The organism is Polynucleobacter necessarius (assembly GCF_900095215.1).
GTDB classification, from domain to species: domain Bacteria; phylum Pseudomonadota; class Gammaproteobacteria; order Burkholderiales; family Burkholderiaceae; genus Polynucleobacter; species Polynucleobacter necessarius_H.
The window spans coordinates 828,254-850,752 of sequence record NZ_LT606949.1; the positions used below are offsets into that span (position 1 = coordinate 828,254).

24 protein-coding genes, 3 tRNA genes and 4 pseudogenes are annotated in these 22,499 nt (G+C 45.6%); 18 read left to right on the plus strand and 13 right to left on the minus strand.

The annotated features are described in order from the left end of the window. Nucleotides 1–79: 79 nt before the first annotated feature. Nucleotides 80–355 carry a superinfection immunity protein gene (locus tag DXE35_RS11360; protein WP_415069975.1) on the minus strand — a complete coding sequence of 92 codons (276 nt, stop codon included), beginning with the start codon at nt 353–355 and terminating at the stop codon, nt 80–82. Nucleotides 356–459: 104 nt separating this feature from the next. On the opposite strand from DXE35_RS11360, the gene DXE35_RS04500 reads away from it, so the two are divergent. Genes DXE35_RS04500 through ftsB form a run of 4 tightly spaced genes read left to right on the plus strand, consistent with a single transcriptional unit; the run spans nt 460 to nt 4,647 of the window. Continuing rightward, the gene (locus DXE35_RS04500; RefSeq protein WP_114689701.1) at nt 460–2,121 is read left to right on the plus strand and encodes a CTP synthase; all 1,662 of its coding nucleotides are present in this window, start codon (nt 460–462) and stop codon (nt 2,119–2,121) included. Nucleotides 2,122–2,130: 9 nt separating this feature from the next. After that, entirely contained in the window at nt 2,131–2,994 is an 864-nt protein-coding gene (kdsA, locus tag DXE35_RS04505; protein WP_114689702.1) for a 3-deoxy-8-phosphooctulonate synthase, read from the plus strand. Between the two features lie 40 nt (nt 2,995–3,034). Next, nucleotides 3,035–4,321: a phosphopyruvate hydratase gene (gene eno, locus DXE35_RS04510; RefSeq protein ID WP_114689703.1), complete on the plus strand. Its 1,287-nt coding sequence runs from the start codon at nt 3,035–3,037 to the stop codon at nt 4,319–4,321. Nucleotides 4,322–4,341: 20 nt separating this feature from the next. Continuing rightward, entirely contained in the window at nt 4,342–4,647 is a 306-nt protein-coding gene (gene ftsB / locus DXE35_RS04515) for a cell division protein FtsB (protein WP_114689704.1), read from the plus strand. Between the two features lie 14 nt (nt 4,648–4,661). Here ftsB and hslO read toward each other — a convergent pair whose 3' ends face one another. Further along, complete coding sequence (gene hslO / locus DXE35_RS04520) at nt 4,662–5,627, minus strand: Hsp33 family molecular chaperone HslO (protein ID WP_114689705.1); 966 nt, start codon at nt 5,625–5,627, stop codon at nt 4,662–4,664. A gap of 65 nt (nt 5,628–5,692) precedes the next feature. On the opposite strand from hslO, the gene gltX reads away from it, so the two are divergent. From gltX to DXE35_RS10390, 7 genes and pseudogenes are all read left to right on the plus strand, one after another. Then, a complete protein-coding gene (gene gltX, locus DXE35_RS04525; protein WP_114689706.1) occupies nt 5,693–7,090 on the plus strand; it encodes a glutamate--tRNA ligase in 1,398 nt (465 codons plus the stop codon). Nucleotides 7,091–7,159: 69 nt separating this feature from the next. Beyond that, a tRNA-Ala gene (locus DXE35_RS04530) sits at nt 7,160–7,235 on the plus strand. Nucleotides 7,236–7,268: 33 nt separating this feature from the next. Then, nucleotides 7,269–7,344: transfer RNA gene (locus tag DXE35_RS04535), tRNA-Glu, on the plus strand. Between the two features lie 53 nt (nt 7,345–7,397). Continuing rightward, nucleotides 7,398–7,474: transfer RNA gene (locus tag DXE35_RS04540), tRNA-Asp, on the plus strand. A 150-nt stretch (nt 7,475–7,624) separates the two neighbouring features. After that, nucleotides 7,625–7,804 carry an acyl carrier protein gene (locus DXE35_RS04545; RefSeq protein WP_162784959.1) on the plus strand — a complete coding sequence of 60 codons (180 nt, stop codon included), beginning with the start codon at nt 7,625–7,627 and terminating at the stop codon, nt 7,802–7,804. Nucleotides 7,805–7,809: 5 nt separating this feature from the next. After that, nucleotides 7,810–8,547, plus strand: a pseudogene (locus DXE35_RS04550) (beta-ketoacyl synthase N-terminal-like domain-containing protein); the annotation flags it as partial. Nucleotides 8,548–8,568: 21 nt separating this feature from the next. Further along, nucleotides 8,569–8,838 carry a hypothetical protein gene (locus DXE35_RS10390; RefSeq protein ID WP_231970151.1) on the plus strand — a complete coding sequence of 90 codons (270 nt, stop codon included), beginning with the start codon at nt 8,569–8,571 and terminating at the stop codon, nt 8,836–8,838. A gap of 209 nt (nt 8,839–9,047) precedes the next feature. Here DXE35_RS10390 and DXE35_RS04565 read toward each other — a convergent pair whose 3' ends face one another. From DXE35_RS04565 to mltG, 6 genes are all read right to left on the minus strand, one after another. Continuing rightward, nucleotides 9,048–9,338: a hypothetical protein gene (locus tag DXE35_RS04565; protein ID WP_114689711.1), complete on the minus strand. Its 291-nt coding sequence runs from the start codon at nt 9,336–9,338 to the stop codon at nt 9,048–9,050. Nucleotides 9,339–9,412: 74 nt separating this feature from the next. Next, nucleotides 9,413–10,087, minus strand: a complete 675-nt coding sequence (locus DXE35_RS04570) for an ankyrin repeat domain-containing protein (protein WP_231970011.1) — start codon at nt 10,085–10,087, stop codon at nt 9,413–9,415. A gap of 35 nt (nt 10,088–10,122) precedes the next feature. Beyond that, on the minus strand, nt 10,123–10,908 hold the full coding sequence (locus tag DXE35_RS04575; protein ID WP_114689713.1) for a TatD family hydrolase: 786 nt from the start codon (nt 10,906–10,908) through the stop codon (nt 10,123–10,125). Between the two features lie 30 nt (nt 10,909–10,938). Further along, entirely contained in the window at nt 10,939–12,060 is a 1,122-nt protein-coding gene (locus tag DXE35_RS04580; protein ID WP_114689714.1) for a DNA polymerase III subunit delta', read from the minus strand. Continuing rightward, a complete protein-coding gene (gene tmk, locus DXE35_RS04585; RefSeq protein ID WP_114689715.1) occupies nt 12,057–12,698 on the minus strand; it encodes a dTMP kinase in 642 nt (213 codons plus the stop codon). Before tmk ends, DXE35_RS04580 begins: the two co-directional genes overlap by 4 nt. Next, on the minus strand, nt 12,695–13,774 hold the full coding sequence (mltG, locus tag DXE35_RS04590) for an endolytic transglycosylase MltG (RefSeq protein ID WP_114689716.1): 1,080 nt from the start codon (nt 13,772–13,774) through the stop codon (nt 12,695–12,697). The genes tmk and mltG overlap by 4 nt, the downstream gene beginning before the upstream one ends. Nucleotides 13,775–13,794: 20 nt before the next feature. Between mltG and ygfZ the strand changes: the two genes are divergently transcribed. Together ygfZ and DXE35_RS11365 are read left to right on the plus strand one after the other, a co-directional pair. Then, nucleotides 13,795–14,802: a CAF17-like 4Fe-4S cluster assembly/insertion protein YgfZ gene (gene ygfZ / locus DXE35_RS04595; RefSeq protein WP_114689717.1), complete on the plus strand. Its 1,008-nt coding sequence runs from the start codon at nt 13,795–13,797 to the stop codon at nt 14,800–14,802. A 9-nt stretch (nt 14,803–14,811) separates the two neighbouring features. Next, nucleotides 14,812–15,698: pseudogene (locus DXE35_RS11365) on the plus strand (NRDE family protein). A gap of 39 nt (nt 15,699–15,737) precedes the next feature. Here DXE35_RS11365 and DXE35_RS11200 read toward each other — a convergent pair. Continuing rightward, on the minus strand, nt 15,738–16,046 hold the full coding sequence (locus tag DXE35_RS11200; RefSeq protein WP_197713968.1) for a PaaI family thioesterase: 309 nt from the start codon (nt 16,044–16,046) through the stop codon (nt 15,738–15,740). Between the two features lie 163 nt (nt 16,047–16,209). On the opposite strand from DXE35_RS11200, the pseudogene DXE35_RS10400 reads away from it, so the two are divergent. From DXE35_RS10400 to DXE35_RS04630, 5 genes and pseudogenes are all read left to right on the plus strand, one after another. Continuing rightward, nucleotides 16,210–17,436, plus strand: a pseudogene (locus DXE35_RS10400) (protein adenylyltransferase SelO family protein). Between the two features lie 189 nt (nt 17,437–17,625). Beyond that, nucleotides 17,626–18,048, plus strand: coding sequence for a peptide-methionine (R)-S-oxide reductase MsrB (gene msrB / locus DXE35_RS04615; protein WP_174220958.1), 423 nt, complete (start codon nt 17,626–17,628; stop codon nt 18,046–18,048). 23 nt (nt 18,049–18,071) lie between these two features. Beyond that, nucleotides 18,072–18,620 carry a septation protein A gene (locus DXE35_RS04620; RefSeq protein WP_114689719.1) on the plus strand — a complete coding sequence of 183 codons (549 nt, stop codon included), beginning with the start codon at nt 18,072–18,074 and terminating at the stop codon, nt 18,618–18,620. Further along, nucleotides 18,617–18,901, plus strand: coding sequence for a BolA family protein (locus tag DXE35_RS04625; protein WP_114689720.1), 285 nt, complete (start codon nt 18,617–18,619; stop codon nt 18,899–18,901). Before DXE35_RS04620 ends, DXE35_RS04625 begins: the two co-directional genes overlap by 4 nt. 197 nt (nt 18,902–19,098) lie before the next feature. Further along, a complete protein-coding gene (locus DXE35_RS04630) occupies nt 19,099–19,710 on the plus strand; it encodes a peptidylprolyl isomerase (RefSeq protein WP_231970012.1) in 612 nt (203 codons plus the stop codon). Here the strand turns inward: DXE35_RS04630 and DXE35_RS10405 are convergent. The 4 genes and pseudogenes from DXE35_RS10405 to DXE35_RS04645 form a co-directional block, all read right to left on the minus strand. After that, a pseudogene (locus DXE35_RS10405) lies at nt 19,658–20,429 on the minus strand (MFS transporter). The gene DXE35_RS04630 and the pseudogene DXE35_RS10405 sit on opposite strands and share 53 nt — an antisense overlap. Nucleotides 20,430–20,595: 166 nt before the next feature. Next, nucleotides 20,596–20,790, minus strand: coding sequence for an MFS transporter (locus DXE35_RS11205; RefSeq protein WP_331851935.1), 195 nt, complete (start codon nt 20,788–20,790; stop codon nt 20,596–20,598). A gap of 92 nt (nt 20,791–20,882) precedes the next feature. Next, a complete protein-coding gene (gene aroC, locus DXE35_RS04640; RefSeq protein ID WP_114689722.1) occupies nt 20,883–21,998 on the minus strand; it encodes a chorismate synthase in 1,116 nt (371 codons plus the stop codon). Nucleotides 21,999–22,041: 43 nt separating this feature from the next. Next, complete coding sequence (locus tag DXE35_RS04645; protein ID WP_114689723.1) at nt 22,042–22,497, minus strand: CBS domain-containing protein; 456 nt, start codon at nt 22,495–22,497, stop codon at nt 22,042–22,044. Nucleotides 22,498–22,499 lie beyond the last annotated feature (2 nt).

The following is a 22,499-nucleotide window of genomic DNA, read 5'->3' on the forward strand; positions in this document are numbered from 1 at the left end:
ATAAGGTAAAAGTGGTCAATAGAAAGGCCAAAATGGAATTTTCTCCCGATTGAGTCAATTATAGTTACTTATTTAAGTCTTATATAAGAGTTGAAATGCCCAATTTCGGCTTGAAATGGCTAAACAACTGAAAAATATGGGTTTTTACTCTGATATCTCTCAGTGAGGGGGACTGGAGCTGGGTTGATATTAAAGCAACCACCCAGCCTATGAGCGACCACCCCAGGAAGACATTAAGGGCAAAAATGGCGCCTGAATTAGCACTTTTTTTGTTGAATGCAATAGCAAAGGGCAGGAAGTAAAAAGAGCGAGAGAATGCTGAGGATGGCGGCAAAAAGAAGGCGCATAGGATCAATAAATGTGGTTGTGTGATGTAAGCAGCATCATATTAATGATTTTTAGTTTTGTAGGGGTTGATCCTCTATCGTTATAATTACTTTTTCCAACAGAGCTTAAGCGATGACCAAATACGTTTTTGTCACTGGTGGTGTGGTTTCTTCTTTAGGGAAAGGAATCGCAGCTGCCTCGCTTGCCGCGATTCTCGAATCCCGCGGCCTGAAAGCCACTCTCCTAAAATTAGACCCCTATATCAACGTTGACCCGGGCACTATGAGTCCGCTTCAACACGGTGAGGTTTTTGTAACTGAAGATGGCGCAGAGACCGACTTGGATTTGGGGCACTATGAGCGCTTCGTATCCGCGAAGATGCGTAAAAGCAATCACTTCACTACCGGTCAGATTTATGAGTCTGTTATTAGTAAAGAACGTCGCGGTGAATACCTAGGAAAAACGGTTCAAGTTATTCCGCATATTACGAATGAAATTCAGGCATTCGTGGAACGTGGCGCCAAAGCAAGTCATGACGGCAAAGCAGATGTTGCTATTTGCGAAATTGGCGGCACCGTGGGTGACATCGAATCACTCCCATTCTTGGAGGCTGCTAGGCAGATGAGTTTGCGTTTTCCAGCTCATGACTGCGCATTCGTTCATTTGACATTAGTGCCTTATATCAATAGTGCTGGAGAGTTGAAAACCAAACCTACTCAACACTCCGTTCAAAAGCTGCGTGAAATTGGCATCATGCCAACCGTATTGCTTTGTCGCGCTGATAGGCCAATCCCAGAGGATGAGCGTGCAAAGATTTCACTCTTTTCTAATGTTCGTGAAGAAGCAGTTATTTCAGTTTGGGATGTAGACACCATCTATAAGATTCCTGAAATGCTACATGCACAAGGAATGGATGATTTAATTTGCCGAGAGCTTGAGCTGAAGGCTAAGCCCGCAGATCTTTCCGTTTGGGCAAATTTAGTTTACGAAATGGCAAATCCGCAACATGAAGTGACTCTTGGGATGGTCGGCAAGTATGTCGAGCTAACAGAGTCCTACAAGTCGCTGATTGAAGCATTGCGTCATGCAGGCATTCACACGCATACGCGTGTGAACATTAACTACATTGACTCTGAAGACATTGAGAAAGATGGCATTGCTTGCTTGCAGGATTTGGATGCCATATTGGTTCCCGGGGGATTTGGTAAGCGCGGTACAGAAGGAAAGATTGCCGCTATTCGTTATGCTCGCGAAAACAATGTGCCGTACCTAGGTATTTGTTTGGGTATGCAATTGGCTGTAATTGAATTCGCACGCCATGTTGCCAATTTAAGCAAAGCAAATAGCACTGAATTTGATGCGCAGGCTGAACAGCCTGTCGTAGCCATGATTACCGAATGGCTCGATAGAGAAGGGCGTGTTGAGAAGCGTACAAATGATTCTGATCTTGGCGGAACTATGCGTCTAGGATCACAGCGCTGTCCTGTAAAAGCGGGCACGTTGGCGCATCGTATATATGGACCAGAGGTAAATGAGCGCCATCGCCATCGCTATGAAGTAAACAATACCTACGTTCCTCAGCTAGAGCAGTCTGGACTGATTATTTCGGCCCGCACTCCAAATGAAGAGTTGCCTGAGATGATGGAGTTACCTTCTTCAATGCACCCATGGTTCTTTGGTGTGCAGTTTCATCCAGAATTTACTTCTACCCCACGAGATGGTCATCCATTGTTCTCTGCCTTCATCAGTGCTGCGCTTGAACATCAAAAGCTTGCTGAAAAGCAAGCTGCATAGAGGATAAATATGAGCGCATTTAAGCTGTGTGGTTTTGATGTAGGTTTAGACCGCCGTTTCTTTTTGATTGCTGGCCCTTGCGTGATTGAGTCTGAGCAATCAGCGATTGACATTGCAGGTCAATTGCAAGAAATTACCTCTGCATTAAAGATCCCATTTATCTACAAATCCTCATTCGATAAAGCCAATCGCTCATCCGGAACCTCTTTCCGTGGTCTAGGAATGGAAAAGGGTTTGGAGATTTTGTCTGAAGTCAAAAAACAGGTAGGCGTTTCAGTGCTTACGGATGTCCATGACATCAGTGAGATTGCTGACGTAGCTAGCGTTGTGGATGTTCTGCAAACCCCGGCATTTCTATGTAGACAAACTGATTTTATTCGCGCTTGTGCGCAAAGTGGCAAGCCCGTGAATTTTAAGAAGGGTCAATTTCTCTCGCCGCATGAGATGCTGAATGTAATTGAAAAAGCTCGTGCTGCCGCATTAGAAAAAAATCTACCCGATCAATTTATGGTCTGTGAACGTGGCGCCTCTTTTGGCTATAACAATCTTGTTTCTGATATGCGTAGCTTGTCTATCCTGCGTGAATCCAAAGCGCCTGTGGTTTTTGATGCGACTCATTCAGTTCAATTGCCTGGTGGTCAAGGTAGCTCGAGCGGGGGTCAGCGTGAATTTGTGCCGGTGTTGGCGCGTTCAGCAGTAGCGGTGGGTATCAGCGGCCTATTTATGGAAACTCATTCAGACCCTGCTAAGGCTTTGTCTGACGGGCCTAATGCAGTGCCCTTAAATCGCATGAAGGATTTGCTCGCATCGCTAGGTGCAATTGATGATGTTGTCAAAACAGGCGGAACATTTTTAGAAGACAGTTTTAAGTAATTATTTCAACCCATTTCATATTGTTTTAAGGAGAAGGTGCATGAGCGCCATTGTTGACATCATCGGAAGAGAAGTTCTAGATTCACGCGGCAACCCAACGGTTGAATGCGATGTTTTGCTTGAATCTGGCGTCATGGGTCGAGCAGCGGTTCCTTCGGGCGCCTCCACAGGATCACGCGAAGCGATTGAATTGCGTGATGGCGACAAAGCGCGTTACTTAGGCAAGGGCGTCCTCAAAGCAGTTCAAAACATTAATATTGAAATTGCTGAATCTATTCTGGGGCTAGATGCAAGCGAACAGGCTTTTTTGGATCGCACCCTAATTGAATTGGATGGTACGCATAACAAAGCACGCTTAGGCGCTAACGCTACATTGGCTGTTTCTATGGCTGTTGCTAGAGCTGCGGCTGAAGAAGCGGGCTTGCCTTTGTATCGTTACTTTGGTGGGTCAGGCGGCATGCAATTACCTGTCCAGATGATGAATATTGTTAATGGCGGGGCGCATGCCAACAACAGCCTAGACATTCAAGAGTTCATGGTGATGCCGGTTGGCGCTGAAAACTTCCGCGATGCATTGCGCTGTGGCGCCGAGATCTTCCATGAGTTAAAAAAAATTTTGGGTGCGCAAGGTATGCCAACCACTGTTGGTGATGAGGGCGGTTTTGCACCAAACTTTAAGAGCAATCATGAGTGCTTGCAGACTATTATGAAAGCCATTGAAGGCGCAGGTTATCAGGCTGGAGAAGATGTTCTCTTGGCGCTTGATTGCGCTGCTAGCGAGTTTTACAAAGATGGTAAATATCATCTATCCGGCGAAGGATTGCAGTTGAGCGCAAGCGAGTTCTCCGATTACCTTGGCAACCTGGCAGATCAATTCCCAATCGTATCGATTGAGGATGGCATACACGAAGGCGATTGGGATGGCTGGGCTGATATCACCAAGAAGCTTGGCAAAAAAATTCAGTTGGTTGGCGATGATTTATTTGTTACCAATACACGCATTCTGCAAGAAGGTATTGATAAGGGTATTGCCAATTCAATCCTGATTAAGATTAATCAGATTGGCACCCTGACAGAAACATTTGCTGCAATTGAAATGGCAAAACGCGCCAACTATACGGCTATAATTTCGCATCGCTCTGGTGAAACTGAAGATAGTACGATTGCTGATATCGCCGTCGGCACAAATGCAGGTCAAATCAAGACTGGCTCCTTATCGCGCTCAGATCGTATAGCTAAATACAACCAACTCCTGCGTATTGAGGAAGATTTGGGTGATGTTGCTACTTACCCAGGTAAGTCGGTCTTCTACAATCTCAAGCGTTAATACTGATAATTCGCTAAGGCATGCGTATCGTCATCTACTCCATGCTGGTATTGCTCATTGCAATCCAGTACCCGCTTTGGCTGGGGAAGGGCGGATGGCTAAAAGTTTACGAGATGGAACGGCAAGTAGAGCTCCAAGAGGCTAAAAATAGCCTCTTGGCTCTTCGCAACGCCAAGTTATCAGGTGACGTAAAAGATCTCAAGGATGGCACTCGCGCCATTGAAGAACGTGCCCGCGTAGAGCACGGCATGATTAAAGAAGGTGAGTTTTATGTCCAAATCTTGCAGACTGATAAAGCACCTGAAGCGCAAGCTATAAAGCAGTAATCAATAACAAAAGTCTAATGGCCGCTAGACGGGGGTCTGGTGGCATCGCTTACTAAATCAGTTTTAAAAACTTGCAGGCAATCCACTGCATCAAAGCGGTAGGGCTTTTCGCAGAAATCACAAACAGTCTCCACAGCACCCTGTTCCTCAAGAATACTCTGAACCTCTTCTTCGCCGAGCATACGCAAAATATCAGCTACCTTTGCTCGTGAGCAACGACAGGAGAAGCGAATGGGGCGCGTAGGAAAGCTGCGGACACCGTTTTCAGTCGACTCTTCTAAAAATAAGCGCCTCAAAATAGTCTCTGGTGGAAGTGTTAATAATTCCTCGTTGGTAATAGTTGCACCAAGAGTTTGTATGCGAGACCAGCCTTCTTCGGCAATCTGGGGATCAATGTGAGCATGCCCTACTGAATTCGGTAGACGCTGCAACAATAGTCCGCCAACCTGCGTGTCGCTCGATGCAAGCCAAATGCGGGTATCCAATTGCTCTGAATTTTGCATATACAAGGCGATAGCTTCTGCAGCGCTGGAGATGGGTTTAATTACAGTGCCTTGGTGATCTTGTAATGCAACAATTCCTTGGTAGGGAGCTTGACCAGGCTCTCGATCGGATTGGTCTAAGGTGATGACCAATCTTCCGCTTTCACTAGCATCCAGAAGCTCAGCTAGAGTGGCTTCAGGCGAGATTTCTGAAGGGTCGACCGATAGCTTTACAGTGGCCCTCATGGATAGATCAGATTTACATTCTACCACCAGAAGTTGAATTGGCCCTTTGCTTTGGGCCTGAATTATTAATGTGCCATCAAACTTAAGGCTGACACTCACAAGGGTGGCTGCGCCAACAAAATCCCCCAAAATACGACGTACGGCCGGAAGATCATTGCGGCGCTCTAAAACGGCCTGCCAAGCGCTCCCAATAGAGACAATTTCGCCCCTAACTGGCGCTCCATCACACATAAAAACGAGTAATTCATTCATAGACTAAAGTATCCCTGTTTTTTCGGAATTAGTCACACTAAGCTCGACCTGAGATAATAGGGCTTATGCATATTCGTACACGTTTCGCCCCTAGTCCAACGGGCTTTATTCATCTTGGAAATCTTCGCAGCGCGCTCTACCCATGGGCTTTTGCGCGTCACAATAAAGGTGACTTCATTCTTCGGATTGAAGATACTGACCTAGAACGTTCAACGCAAGAAGCGGTCGATGTGATTATTGAGGGTATGTCATGGTTGGGATTAGATTGGGACGAAGGTCCAATCTATCAAATGCAAAGAATTGATCGTTATCGCGAAGTAGTCAAGCAAATGCTTGATGCCGGCTTGGCTTATCCATGCTACATGAGTGAAGCGGAACTGAATAAGCTCCGTGACGAGCAAATGGCCAATAAAGAAAAGGCACGCTATAAGGGTCTTTGGCGGCCGGAGCCCGGCAAAGCATTGCCGCCTGTCCCTGAGGGCGTGAACCCAGTTATTCGTTTTAAGAATCCGATTGGTGGCTCCGTTATTTGGAATGATGCAGTAAAGGGTCAAATTGAAATCAGCAATGATGAATTGGACGACTTGGTCATTGCTAGACCAGATGGAACGCCTACCTATAACTTTTGTGTAGTGATTGATGATATGGATATGAAAATTACCCATGTCATTCGGGGGGACGACCATGTGAACAATACCCCAAGGCAAATCAATATCATGAAAGCGTTAGGCGGCACGCCTCCTGTCTACGCTCATTTACCAACAGTATTCAATGATGCTGGTGAAAAAATGAGCAAGCGTAATGGCGCCATGAGTGTAAGAGACTACCAAAAGGCTGGATATCTGCCTGAGGCGATCCTGAATTACCTCGCGCGCCTGGGTTGGTCTCACGGTGATGCTGAGGTATTTACTAAAGAGCAGTTTGTGGATTGGTTTGATTTGGAAAGCTTAGGTCGCTCACCCGTGCAACATAATCCAGACAAATTGCTTTGGTTAAATCATCAATACATCCAAAATGCGGATCCAGCTAACTTGGCTATAGCAACAAAACGATTTGCGCATGAGCTTGGCATTAACACTGAAGCTGGGCCAGATTTTGTTCAGGTAGTGGGCTTATTAAAAGATCGCGCCAATACTTTGATAGAAATAGCGAAAGGGGCGAAGCTTTTTTATTTGCCTGCACCCAATTTAAGCTCTGATCAAATAAAAGAAAATATTCCCAAAGCGATCATTCCCGCATTAAAAGATTTGGTGGATGCCATTGTTACATCGGAGTCAACAAAAGAGGCTTATGCCGCCGCGTTTAAGCAGGTGCTAGCCAAACATCAAATTAAGATGCCGACCCTGGCAATGCCTGTTAGATATGCTTTATTTGCCACTACGCAGACTCCAGCCATTGATTCAGTGCTAGTTGTGCTGGGTAGGGAGGAGGCCGTCAAAAGGCTCTCCAAGGTAATCCAATAGAGAATTTGCGCACCTGCACAAAAATAGGATAAAATATTTGAGTGTTTTTTAGTTTTATCGCGAGATTTCGGGGATATAGCTCATCTGGGAGAGCGCTTGCATGGCATGCAAGAGGTCAGCGGTTCGATCCCGCTTATCTCCACCAAGCATTTAAAATGGTAGTTTGTTGTAGGTCCAGGTCCCCATCGTCTAGAGGCCTAGGACATCACCCTTTCACGGTGAGTACGGGGGTTCGAATCCCCCTGGGGACGCCAGATTCTTCTGGTTACACTAAAGATGTATGACGTTGCGTTACTCGATGTATTTTGGAGCGGTAGTTCAGTTGGTTAGAATATCGGCCTGTCACGCCGAGGGTCGCGGGTTCGAGTCCCGTCCGTTCCGCCAAGACAATTAAAAAGCCCCCTAACCTGGGTGGCTTTTTAATTCTATCTATACTTGATTTTGCTGCACCGTGATAATCGATTATTAAACCAATTCAGGAGAAATCAACAATGACTACGATATCAGCCTTGCTGGAGCTAGTATCTGAAAAGTTTGACAAAAAATATTGACGACCTTAGCGCTGACACCACGCTTGAAAGCTTGGGAATCGATTCGCTTGGTAAGATCGAACTCATTTTCGATCTAGAAGACCACTGTAGGGTTCGCATTCCCAATGAAGATGCAAAAGTGGATACCTTGGGGCGAAGTTGCGGCCTTACTAGATTCGGCTAAGTAAATTGTCTAACGCCCAACACCGCGTAGTCATTACAGGATTGGGTGCTGTTTCTGTATTGGGGGTTGGGGCGGACGCTCAATTTCAAAAAACATCGGCGTGTATTTCTGGTGTTACATCATTCAAAGGATCTACCGCTATACCAGTTGATCTTGCCTGCGCTGCTGCAATAACTGATCCTTATGCGCTTAAGCTTGAGGCTTCTACATTGGATATGTTTGATCGAGTGGCACATTTATCATGGCTCGTAGCAAATGAAGCGCTTGAGCATGCCGGCATTAATAATCTCCCACCAGATGAATTGGAAGCCTCTGGAATCTTCTGGGGTACCGGATTTGGTGGATCCAGCACACTGGATGTTGCATATCAAAATATTTATCTTGATGACAAAGATCGAGCTAGACCATTCACCATTATTGGTGTAATGGCAAACGGCTCTGCTGGCCTCATATCTATGCAATCTGGGTTTAAAGGACCTTCTTCAACCTACTCAACGGCATACGCTTCATCTGCTCATGCAATTGGTGAGGCTTATCGAAATATTAAGCATGGTTATTGAAAACGTGCTATCGTTGGGGGTGCCGAGATCGTATTGAATGCCGGCCCGATCAAAACATGGGAGGCATTAAGAACTCTGGCAACTCCAGATACCGACGATATATCAACTTCGTGCAAGCCTTTTTCAAAAGATAGAAGTGGCTTTGTGTTGGGGGAGGGTCCAGCCGCTCTCGTTCTAGAGTCTTTGGATGATGCCAAAAAGCGCATGGCAAATATTCTTGCTGAAAGTGTAGGTTATGGCGCTAGTTCAAATGCTATACACATTACCAAGCCTGACGCTATCGGACAGGCCAGGGCAATGAGACTGAGCATTAAAGATGCTCAAGTGAATCCTGACCAAATCGTTTATTTAAATGCCCATGGAACAGCTACTGGTGTCGGGGATATTGCCGAAACCAATTCAATCAAATCCGCATTTGGAAGTGAACTGGCGAATAATTTGCGCATCAGCTCTAGGCTTTTCATTTGCTCTTGATTGAGTAACGATGTTGGTTTCTACTTTTGAGCGAATACCATCACTCTTCGTTTTAATCAACTCAATAGCAACTGCCAATTCATAATTTACATTGACACGATCGCCCTTTTTAATCTCGTCAAAATTAGTGAGTCTTGTATACCATGCAATCAACGCAATGGCAATCGAACACCGGAACAAGCTAACATGGGTTTATTGTATACGCCTTATCAACCAAGTCTCTTGGTTGGAAATACTTTCAGGGCTACGCAGATATAGGCCCACATCACGATTTCGGTCAAATGGATCGCAATCACCAACAGGATAGCTATAAAGTAGGAAAGAAAACTAGCGCCGAATATTCTGCGTCTAGTCATCACATCGTCAACGGCGTGAATTGCAAGCATTAGGCAAGCGGCAACCACCATTACCCAAATCTGCCCATTCCCCATATCCGCATTGATTGCTGTGAAGAGGGTTGTAAAACTTGGAAGGTCTGCAGTGCTTAGTAGATTAAACATAGTGAAGTTTGTGTGGCATTAATTACAAAGATATTTTATTTGACATAATAATGATTATACGCAGATAAAGTGAATCAGGACTTAGGCTGAGTAAGGCTCTTTGGGGCTATGTATGGCTTCTTATAAAGCGTCTGCCAGCGTGAGCTTAGTCCATCCACAATCCAGGGTTTGTCGTAAATAACCGCAATATCAATCGCAGATAATCCTACAGCATTACGTATTTGTAAGTCGGCACCTTTATCCAGCAATAACTTCACCAAGGCCTCATTGCCCGATTGAACCGCCATCATTAATGGCGTGGTATTGCCAGGACTTAAGGAATCCACTGATGCTCCATTGAGCAGCAAGTACTGTGCAACATCCAGATGGCCTTTTGCAGACGCATAATGCAGCGCTGTCCACCCGATATGGTCAACTTGAGCGTTTCTTTGTTGAACCAAGGCTTTGACTGCAGGAAGATTGCCTTCAATTGAGGCAATCATCAAAGGCGTTTCACCATTCGTATTGGAAATATCAACATCAACTGATTTATTGGCTATCAAGTAATTAATAACATCTCCAGACTTGTCCTTGATGGCCAAATTGAGCATAGGTTCGCCTTTGGAATCAGTAGCGTTTGGGTTAACGCCCTTGGAAATCAGAGACTTAACGGTCGAAATGTCATTAAATTTTGCTGCTTTTGCAAAATCAGTGATTTGCTCGTCAGTTTGAGCAAATGTTAGGCTGTTAAATGCAAAAGAGAAAAACAATACGCTACCAATTTTATTAAGACTATTTATCATTTTTAGTTTATATCTATATGAAAACATTGATAAAAATTATCAGATGTTGTCTTAGCCAATAGTTCTACAGGAATGCCTTTTAGATCGGCTACATATTGACCAACATTGGACACCCAGGCGGGCTCATTTGTCTTTCCGCGATAAGGAATTGGGGTCAAATAAGGAGAATCAGTTTCAATTAGCATCCGATCTAAAGGCATTAATTTGCAAGTTGCTTGTAGTGCTTTAGCGCTTTTGAAGGTCACAATTCCAGAAAAGGAGATATAAAAACCCATTTCCATGGCTGCCTTTGCCACTTCGTAGGATTCAGTAAAGCAGTGCATCACACCGCCAATTCTTTCTGCGCCCTCTTCTTTGAGAATCTGGATTGTGTCTTCCGATGCCGAGCGCGTATGAATGATTAATGACTTTCCAGCAGCGATCGCCGCCCTAATGTGAGTTCTAAAACGCGCTCTTTGCCACTCCATGGACTCATAGCTCCGCTCACCCATGCGGTAGTAGTCAAGACCTGTCTCGCCAATGGCAACTATTTTAGGGTGCTTTATAGCTGTTTCAACAAGAAATTCCAGGCTTGGATCAGGGGTATCCTCGTAGTCTGGATGGACGCCAACAGAAGCATAGAGATTCGAGTGCTCTTGGGCTAGCTTTAATACATTTGGAAAGTCGGGCAAATCGACTGACACACATAAAGCATGAGTAACCCCAGACTGCTGCATATTGGCCAACACCTCTGGTAATCGAGATTTAAATTCGGGAAAATCGAGATGGCAATGAGAGTCTATAAACATGACCCTTATTTTAGACCGCCTAGGGTAGCATTAAGCCCCAAATATTTGCTGGTACTTAGAAAGCAATGCTTCTATCTGAACTCTGCTGGCTAAAGGGTGATTCTCATGCCGACGCGCTTGTACAAGTAATTTCCAAAAATGGTGAAGCTTTTGTACATTCGCCATTTTAGAAAGCCCCTGAAGAGTGGCCAAGTGCTTTGGGTAATAACGTGGACTGCCGCCCTGCGCCACTAATTGCAGATCCGAAGACCATCGCTGCATACTTGCCAATAAGAACCCATACTGCGCTTTATGGGTCTTTTCTGCCGTATCAAGCCAGTTAATCCTAGCCCCTTGAGACATCGATTGCAGTAAGTACCGAGATGCTTGAATGGCAATCGTAAGCTCGTCTTTTTCATTCTTATTGTGTCTCGCAACAAGAGAGTTAAAAACTGAAAAGGGTGCGCCCCCCTGCTCGTCATAAATAGCTTCTATATCGCCATCATTGACTTGCAATCCACTGATAGAGTTCAGCTCTTCTTTAAGCCAGGCCAAACCTTGCTCGCGACTTGGTCGTGGCGCGGCCAAGAGACGGCAACGCGAGCGAATGGTAGGCAAAACTCGATCCAATCGATCGGCGAGCAGAATAAAAATGGTGTTTGCAGGCGGCTCTTCTAGGGACTTTAATAGCGTATTAGCAGAATCGGAACGGAGCATTTCTAATGGGTAAATCAGTATTACCCGATTGCCACCACGATGAGAGCCAATCGAAAGGTTTTCTATGGCACTGCGCGTTTCTTCAATCGAGATATTCTTCTTTTCCCTCTTCTCGCTTGGCGCGCCATCATCATCCCGAGAGACTTTTCCTTTCTTGATGGATTCGTCACCCTCATACTCAGCGTGGGGCAAGAACTTACGGTGCGTCTCGGGAACCAGGGAGATAAAGTCTGGGTGATTACCCGTGTCAAACCAATGACAAGCTTCACATTGGTTGCAAGACTTATCGCTGATATCAGCACTCTCGCATAGTAGAGCCTTAGCAAGTTCAACTGAAAAAGCAAACTTACCAATTCCTGATTGGCCATGTAACAAAATCGCATTGGGGAAGTTGTTAAATTCCAAGCCCTCCCAAAGGGTGTGAAGCCATGGAGCGATTGAAGTCTGATGAGTCACTTAAACCCAATCTGCATGAGTTTCAAGTCATCCCAGATAGCTTCCGGGGTCTGAGTAGCATCAACCAAATGAAAGCGGCCGGGGTCATTTTTTGCGCGTCGCAAATATTCCTGGCGGACCTTTTCAAAAAAATTCAAATCCATCTTTTCAAATTTATCAGGAGCCCTAACCTTTGAGCGACGAGCTTCAGCCACCTCACCAGGCAAATCAAATAAGATGGTTAAGTCAGGTTGCAAAAGTGATCCATTTGGAAGCGTTTGCACCCAACGCTCCAATTCATTTAATTTTTCTAAAATCAAGCCCCGCCCTCCTCCTTGATAAGCGAAGCTGGCATCGGTAAAGCGATCAGATATAACGATTTTCCCAGCAGCAAGAGCAGGCTCAACAACTTGAGCAATATGCTCGCGACGAGCAGCAAACATTAGCAGGGCTTCGGTCTCGATATTCATTGGAGAATCTAGGAGCAACTTACGCAATTGTTCGCCAAGTGGTGTTCCACCCGGCTCTCGAGTCATCACGATCTCTTTAGCTGGATAGCGCTCTTGCATCATCCTTCGAAATGCATCGATATGCGTGCTCTTGCCAGCGCCATCGATGCCTTCGAAGCTAATAAAATAACCTGGGAGTATTGCTGTCATCTTGAGTTGGCGCCGCTCTTAGGCGTAATTTTGCGTTGATATTGATCCACCGCGGACTCATGCTCTTTTAGGCTCTCAGAAAAGTGGCTGCTGCCATCACCTTTTGCTACAAAAAATAGGGCATTACTTTTCGCAGGATGAGCGCCTGCGAAAATAGATTCCTTGCTAGGCATCGCGATTGGCGTGGGCGGTAAACCTTTATGCATATAGGTATTGTAGGCAGTGTCTTTGCGCAAGTCCGTTTTCCGCAAATTTCCGTCAAATTTAGGCCCTATCCCGTATATCACCGTAGGATCTGTTTGCAGTGGCATACCCTTATTTAAGCGATTCATAAAGACAGCTGAAATCATCTCTCTATCGCTAAGTCGACCCGTTTCCTTCTCAATAATAGAGGCCAATATGATGAGCTCATAAGGCGTCTTAAGTGGCAGGTTGGCCTCTCTTTGATCCCATATCTGTGTGAGCTGTTTGTGCATTGCCTGAGCAGCTCGGCGATATACATTAAGATCAGACTCCTCTGTGTCGAATATATAAGTGTCAGGAAAAAAAATCCCTTCATCACTAGGATAACTCAGATTTAGATTTTGCAAAAGCTCCTTATTACTCATTTTTGTTGTTTGGTGAGTAATGGCTGGATGAGAGTTGATTAAATTCCGGAGTTGCCAAATAGTCATTCCAGGAATTATGGCGACACTCTCTCTAACGCGATCGCCTTTTGCTATCTGCAAAAGGATTTGTCCTAGGCTCGCACCCATTGGAAACAAATAAGTCCCGGGCTTTAATTTCGAGCTAAGCAATAAACTCCTAGCGGCGACATGCAAGACAAAAGGGTTGATTGATAAACCCTGCTCTTTTAACTGCCCTGCAATGCCAGCAAGACTCGAGTGCGGACTAATCTTAGCTCTATAAACGGCTGCCTCCTCACCGGTTGACTTGCCAGGAACAACCGGAATTAAAAAAATCCCGCCATATAAAAAGCACAAAAGAGTCCCCAGCAAGATCAGCCAGTATTTAAACCCGCCGTTTGACGACCTCTTTTTTGCAAATAAGGACCTGTTCTGAATTTTTCTACGCATCGGGTTATGATAAAAGGGTCATGACAAATACCTCTCAAATTCAACAACACTGGTTCGATAATCCCTCATCCCAGCCCTGTGAGCTACCTGATTGGGGTCTTATCCTGGTTGAAGGGGGCGATGCCACGAGTTTTTTGCAAAATCAATTAACTAATTCTGTTTTGGGTATAAATAAAACCTTGGCCGGACAGATGGCTAGCGGTTTTTCTGGTACCCGCTTGGTGGGTTATTGCAGTCCAAAAGGTAGATTATTGGCTAGCGCTTGGCTTGGCCTATTTCCATCCGCCGACTCTACCGAAGAGCGCTTTGCGTTGTTTGTGTCAAGAGATATAGCGGCTAGCATAGCCAAACGACTATCCATGTATATGCTGCGCTCCAAAGTGAAAGTGACAGATCTCTCCAATGACTGGCTTGTATCAGGTCTCTATGGATCGGATGCGCAGATTGCTGACTTTAAGATTGGGGCCGAATATTTTGCCCTGCGAATGCCAGATGTGTTGGTTGATCAACAATCGGTTGGCCGCCTTTTAATGGCTTGCCCTAGAAAAAATTCCTTATATATTCACAATTCTGTTGAGCGCTTGGCCGCCTGGAATGAGCTTGAGGTATTGAGCGCCATCCCAAGAATCGTTCAAGCAACGCAAGAACAATTTGTTCCGCAGATGATTAACTTGGAATCGGTAGCAGGTGTGGACTTTAAAAAGGGATGTTATCCGGGCCAAGAGATCGTTGCTCGCAGCCAATATCGCGGCGCTATAAAGCGTAGGCTGCAATTAGCGCACACGATGCATCACGAAATGAATGTCACTCCAATATTGCCGGGCATGGAGCTTTTTCAAGCGGATGATCCGGGGCAGCCTGCTGGAATGGTGGTGTTATCAGCCAAGCATCCGAATGAGTCAGAACGTACCGACCTGCAAATTGAGTGCAAACTAGATGCGCTCGATGCCGGGGAAATTCATCTAGGAAGCCCCGATGGACCTGTGTTAAAAATAGATTCATTGCCCTATCCACTGCTCGAAATTTGACCATTCATTATATGCCTCATTCTCTTTTCCTGGCACTCCCATCCAGACTACTCATTGGTAATTTGCGGCGAATCGTGATGAGTTTTATGAACGCGATACCGATGGGGTTGCATGGTGTCCAGAGCATCCCCATATCCTTGCTGTCAGAGATCGCGCAGATGTTTTAGGAAGTCCTGGTACTTGGCTTGGATTTACCAAGACCGGTAAATTCGCAGCCATCACAAACATTAGGGCGCCCAGCGACAAAAATCTGGATGCCAGAACCCGCGGCGAACTATCTCTGCAGTACCTCACCGGCAAGGATCGCCCAACTGAATTTATTCAAAGTCATTCAAAACGCTTTCAGCTGTACAACGGATTTAATTTGCTAATGGCAGATCTGAGTGATCCCGCCAATGCTGAAATGCATTGGGTGATTAATCCCATGATGATGGGGCAAAGAATTCGTCCACGCAAGGTATTCCCAGCAAGCCTTAGAGCCGGGCGTATATGGTTTATCTAATGCGATGTTCGATACCCAATGGCCCAAGGTCAATCACCGCGTAGCTGCATTCGCCCAAGCTTTAGCAATGGCCCAAGGTCAACTCAAAAATGCTGATCAGTATTTGAAGTTATTGGCCGATACACATCATGCTAGCGATCATGAGTTGCCAAATATCGGAGTAAGCAAAGATTGGGAAAAGGCGCTTTCCCATGCCTTTATCAAAACTCCTGCTTACGGCACGCGTTCAAGCACAGTTCTCAGAATACGGAAAGATGGTCAATTTGAATTGGTTGAACGTCGCTTTGATGCCTCTGGCACCGTCGGTCATGATGTAGTGACGGGCGCACTTAGCCCTTCATCCGACTCTAATTTGTCGGTGTATAAGCTTATTCAGCACGACCGTCGTCGTTAATAACGCGCTCACCATCAGCTCCTCGAGTTGCTAAGCGCTTCAAGTACTGAAATGTCCCTGTAGCCATGCAACAGATTTCACCTTGGTCGTTGTAAAGCTTAGCCTCACAAAAGGCCATTGTTGCAGTTCTGCGTACAGTATCCGCTTTAACTCGCAGCACACCGGCGCAGCTTGCATGAAATTATTTTTCATCTCAATAGTCACCACACTACGGTCGCCGGGATCACTAGACCTGGCGGCAACAGCCATGACTACATCCATTAGTGTTAGTAGAACTCCCCCGTGAGCAACTTCCCAGGTGTTGTTATTCTCAGGTTTAAGAGCGAGCAAAATTTCACCCTTCCCCATTTCAGCGCTTCAACAACGTACACCCAGCAGCTTTAAAAAAGGAACATTTAATTCCTCCCCTAAATTGGCCAATTGGGTCTGTGGATTAATTTGGACTTGTTTATTCATAGGGTAATTTTAGGGTCATGCACACAGTTTGGTAAATCCCCATAGAATAGATCACATGGCTTTTATTTTAAGTGGCGATGATGCCTGTCAGGCAACCCCACCAACTCCAATACCAAATCCATATTGGGTTGCATTTTCTCCATCTGCAGCCCATTTGGCAGATATCAATCTCAATGCTAATACTCTACCAGCGGATCAGTTTTGGCTTGGGGTGCTGTCAGGCAATTCATTGATTACCGATACCCATCAGTTTTTAAACCCAATTTCAACAGCCTATAGCGGCCATCAGTTCGGCGTTTGGGCCGGCCAACTCGGCGATGGTCGTTCCGTGCTTCGCTCATCCATTCGGGAATTTCTGTGTAGCGAGGCAATGCATGCGTTAGGTATACCGACCACAAGAGCGCTATCGGTCGTTGGCTCTGAATTGCCAGTTAGAAGAGAAACGGTAGAAACGGTGGCAGTTTGCGCTCGACTAGCACCTCGCTGTTTACGCATAGGTCATTTCGAACATTTCGCGGCGCTACAAAACCACTCACGATTAACAGAACTTGCTGAGTATTTAATCGAAAACCACTACCCTGAGTCTCTAAGCGCCACAAACCCATATCTTGATTTATTTGCACGAATTTGGGAGCGCAACGCTACATTGGTCGCGCAGTGGCAAGCACTTGGTTTTTGCCATGGGGTATTAAATAGCGACAATATCAGCGTGCTAGGCCTAACGATGGACTATGGCCTATGGCCCATTTAGATTCATGGACCAGTGTCAAATTGCTCATATTTGCAACCACAGTGATCAAGGCGGTAGAGATATGCATACCATCGCCAACCGCAAATTATCCATTGGAATATGGCCTGTCTCGCCAGCGCCATGATTCCTCTGCTTGCTGAAAATTCTGATGAAAAGCAAGCGCAAAATAAATTACGTAATGCGCTGGAGAAGTTTCCAGTTATCTATGCTGAAGCCTGGCAGTCCTTATTTCGCAAGCAGTTGGGATTCACCACGGCCCAGGATGCTGACATTGCGTTAATTGAAAGACTTTTACAAGCAATGCATGATTCAAAAGTGGACTTTACAAATTTTTTCCGTAATCTTTGGCAGGTCAATATCCATGCATCGGTTAGTCAGATTCTCTTAAGAGATGAATTTATCGATCGGACGTTGATTGATCGGTGGCTTGCTGATTACCTAAATCGTCTTCAATCAGAATCAAGCAATGATTCCGCGAGAAAGGAAGCAATGAACCGAGTGAACCCGAAATACGTGCTTCGCAATCACTGAGCTCAACGCGCCATCGAGCTTACACAAGACAGGGACTTTTTCTGAAGTCAAGAAGCGTCTAAAGATATTGGCAAATCTCTTTGACGAACAACCAGACTATGAATCTTATTCCCTTCCCCCTCCAGCAAATGTACAGTCGATCGAAGTAAGCTGCTCTTCCTAATCAATGTGATAACAACTCGCTTTTATCTGAGTCATTATGAAAAAACTGATCAAGAATATAAACAATCTTTGAGCGATATCGAGTATCGAGTGACGCGTGAAGCGGCGACTGAAAGACCATTTTCAGGTAGATATTTGGACCACTGGGATAAAGGGCGCTATCGGTGCGCGTGCTGCGGCACCCCGCTCTTTTTATCTGAGACTAAATTTGATGCGGGCTGCGGTTGGCCTAGTTATAGCTCACCCGAAGAGCCTTCCTCCATCAAGGAAATCCGAGATACCACCCATGGGATGGTCCGCACCGAAGTTCGCTGCACAAACTGTGATGCCCATTTAGGCCATGTTTTTGATGATGGGCCTACGCCAACTGGATTGCGCTACTGCATTAACTCCGCATCACTCAGTTTCGAGCCAAGCACAAACGCAGCCCACTCAATTGCCGAGAAATAAGAAAATAACTGGATAATCCTGGTATGAAATTTTTATTTGACCTCTTCCCCATCATTCTCTTCTTTGTCGCCTTCAAATGTGGTGACATTTACACAGCAACAATAGTCGCCATGGTGGCTACTATTGGGCAAATTCTTTGGGTCTACTACCGGCATCGCAAAATTGACGCAATGCAATGGGTAAGTTTGGCGATGATTTTGGTCTTTGGCAGCTTGACCATCTGTTGGCATGACAAAACATTTATACAACTTAAGCCAACCGCTTTGTATTGGCTTTTTTCTGGCGCTCTTTTTGTGAGTGCTCAGTTTTTTCAAAAAAATTGGATTCAGGTATTAATGGGCAAGCAGGTCACATTAAAGGAAAAGACTGCGCATTCCGTTTGGCATCGACTCAACATAGCATGGGCTCTGTTCTTTTTTGCAATGGGGGCGCTGAATTTATATATAGCCTTTGAATACTCCGAGGAAACCTGGGTTAACTTTAAATTGTTTGGTAGCACTGCGTTCCTGTTGGTTTTCGTCATACTTCAGGGCGTTTGGCTCGCACGACATATGGAGCAACCTGTCGCATGAAGGTAAATCAACGGCGCATTGCCGATTTTGAAGAGGATCTTCGCAAAGCATTTCAGGTGAAGTCTCTAACAATTGAAGATGAAAGCCATCTCCACACGGGTCACGCTGGAGCGGCCAGTGGAGGCGGTCACTTTAAGCTGGAAATTGTCGCGCCTGAATTCAAGGGTTTAAATCCAGTTGCACGCCATAGAGCCGTATATTCAGCCTTAAGTTGTCATATTCCCAGAGAAATTCATGCGCTGACTATTTCAGCCTTATCCCCGGATGAAGTAAGTCCCTAGGGCTACTTTAGAATAGTGCAACTCCTTTGTGTTTAACCATCCAAATATTATGTGCAATACACGTCAATTAATCTAATTTAGCCTTCTTGGCACTGCCCTGCTGGCTTCAAATGCATTCGCACAAAACGCAGCTCGACAAATTAGTGCAGCGCTCTGGCCAACCTGATAATCCACAGGTCCGCGATCAGGCTCGTGCAATGCTAGTTACCCTCGAATTAATTTTGCAAGAGGCGGATAAACGCGGCGTTATCCAAAATGAACTTGTGCGCGAACAGTTGGAGAAAGCACGCATTGGTGTATTGGTATCTGCTGTATTTGAAGACTTTGTTGAAAAAGAAGGTGTTGCTGAGTCCGACCTTAAGGCTGCTTATGAATCAGTGAAGACGCAATACATCGGCAAGGAATATCACGTTGAGCACATTCTCGTAGAAAAAGAATCTGATGCAAAAGCCATCATCACCCAACTAAATACTGGTGGAAATTTTGAGGAGATTACCAAAGTCAAGTCGATCGATCCGGGCTCAGCTAAAAATGGTGGCGATCTTGGCTGGGTGAGCGATAAGGCGCTAGTACCTGAATTTTCCAAAGCGATGGTTCAGCTAAAAAACGGTCAAATCACTGATAAACCAGTTAAATCTCAGTTTGGTTGGCACGTTATCAAGATGATTGATTCTCGGGATGTAAAAGCACCAAGTATGGAAGAAATGAAGGATCAGCGAAAGCAAATGATCATGTCCGATAAAAATTGGCAGACAGCTAAGTGTTCAGAGATGATGCAAAAACTGCGCACCAAAGCGAAGATTCAGTAAAAAATAGTTTTCTCTGGCGGGATAACGTCGTGGTCTGAGTTTTCGGATCGCCATACCCGCCAGCCCATATGCAAACGCGGACATCACACACATATCTTGGTTGTGATGCCTCCCAAATCCAGCCTGCACATAAACCGCCTAGCGTTCCGCCTAGGCGATATGAGATCGTGGCCATGAGTGCCTGCCCCCTTGCCTGCACTGGTCCGGTAAACCAACGTTGCAATAGCTTTGTGGCGGCGCTATGGTGCGCAGCAAAAGTCCCGGCATGCATCAACTGAGCCACAATCAACACAGAAGTAATCGGCAAAAATGCAATTAAGACAAAGCGAATCACGCCTATTCCAAAAGCGGCTTTGAGTATGACCTCTGCATCGAGCCTACTCAACACCTTGCTGTGAAAGTAAAAGAAAATAACCTCGGCCGCCACGCCAAGAGCCCAGAAGAGCCCTATCTGAAATTTGTCGTGAAAGATAGAGTGAATAAAACACATATAAGGAGGCGTGCGCAAAGATCATAAAAAACCCAGACAAAAAGAACCAACGGACATCCGGATTGAAGAGCACCACCATTAACTCTCCTTTTACCATCTTACGACGTTCTATTTTTGGCTCGTGCAGGCAAAAAGTAACCGCGGCCAATGAAAACAGAACAACTGTTCCGACCATGTGGTAAAGCCCGATAGAGTAGCGTTGGAATAATTCCCCAGCTGCAAGCACCATTGCAATAAACCCAATAGAGCCCCACAAACGTAAGCGCCCATAACGCTTTTATCAAATGAATTATCTTTATATACGGCGTGTATCTTGGCTGACTCACCCAGGGGCAGCAAACTACTTAGGAGGGTGTGCAATACGAACATCCAGATAAAAAAGTCAATGTATGCATTTAAAAAGTAGATGAATAACAAAACGATTGCGGCGAGACAAGCGCAAAATCGAATAATGCCAATTCGATTGGAGAGAGATAGTCAGATAACCATCCCCAGGAGAATGAGCCAACTATTCTAGTGATTTGCAGCATAGACATTAGGGCTGCAATTTCAATAACACTAAATCCGCGCTCTAAAAAAAAGACTTGCATATGGTGACACTAGCCCAACGTAAGCGAAATATAAAAAAAAGAACAAGGACCCGAATGCCCAACGAAGCGAAGGCGTCATTTAGCGAGCCAAATTAATCGCGGGCGGACCCTGGTTGGGCCGCTGGAATGACTGCGTTTGACACTGAAACATCCGCATTTTGACCGCGATGACGAAGTGCGTGATCCATTACAACTAAAGCAAGCATTGCTTCGGCTATTGGCGTGGCTCGAATACCTACGCAAGGGTCATGTCTACCCTTGGTTTGAACTGTAATCGGCTTACCCTCTAAATCGACTGATTGTTTGGGACTCATAATGCTAGAGGTGGGCTTGATAGCGATGGAGACACGCAAATCCTGTCCACTGCTAATGCCGCCCAAAGTGCCACCAGAATTATTGCTTGCAAATCCATCTGGGTGAAGCTCGTCGCCATGTTCGCTGCCGCGCTGACTAACGGCTTTAAAACCCGCCCCAATTTCAACGCCTTTAACGGCATTAATCCCCATCATCGCATGCGCAATATCCGCATCCAATTTATCGAATAAAGGCTCTCCAAGTCCGGCCGGTACATTGCGCGCGCGAACTTCGATGCGTGCACCACAAGAGTCCCCTGCTTTGCGCAATTCGTCCATATAGGTCGCGAGCTGAGGAATTATTTCAGCATTAGCCGCAAAGAAAGGATTCTTTTCAATTTCAGCATCATTTTTAAATGGAATTTCAATCCCACCTAATTGACTCATATAGCCATAAAACTCAGTGCCATACTTTTCGTGCAACCATTTTTTTGCAATCGCTGCAGCAGCAACTACTGGGGCTGTTAAGCGCGCCGATGATCTTCCACCACCGCGTGGATCGCGAATGCCGTACTTGTGCTGATATGCGTAGTCTGCATGGCCCGGTCGAAAGGTCTGCAATATATCGCCATAATCTTGACTGCGTTGATCGGTATTGCGAAGTAAAAGTGCAATAGGGGTACCTGTAGTTTTACCCTCAAATACGCCAGAAAGAATCTCAACCCTATCTTCTTCTTTTCGCTGAGCAACATGCCTGGAAGTACCGGGTTTTCGGCGATCTAAATCATGTTGGATATCAGGCTCAGAAAGCAGCATACCCGGAGGGCAACCATCCACCACCGCCCCAATTGCGAGACCGTGGGATTCACCAAAAGTGGTAACAGTAAAATGAAGGCCTAAAGTATTTCCTGACATACCGACATTATGTCATTTGTCAGCAAATATTGGCTAGAAAGCCTTAGGAAGCGGCTTTTTCGGTGTCTTCTGGCCAATCGCGAATATATGCCTTGAGCATCGTATTCTCAAAGTCCTTGGCCTCAACTACCGATTTTGCGACATCGTAAAAAGAGATTACGCCCATCAACATTTTTTGATCAACCACGGGTAAATAGCGGGCATGGCCAACCAACATCATGCGACGCACTTCATCGAGCTCGGTTTCCATATTGCATGTCAAAGGCTTTTGATTCATAACGGTACTAACCTGAAGACCTTCAAGTTTGCCATGATGTTTTGCTAATGCAGCAATCACCTCGCGGAAAGTCAGAAGGCCAACTAGCTTGTCGTATTCCATTACTACCAGGGAGCCAATATCATGCTCGCTCATAACCAGCACAGCTGTTTGCAGTGCCGTATCCGGAGCCACAGTAAAAAGAGTGCTTCCTTTAACGCGTAAGATGTCGTGAACTTTCATTT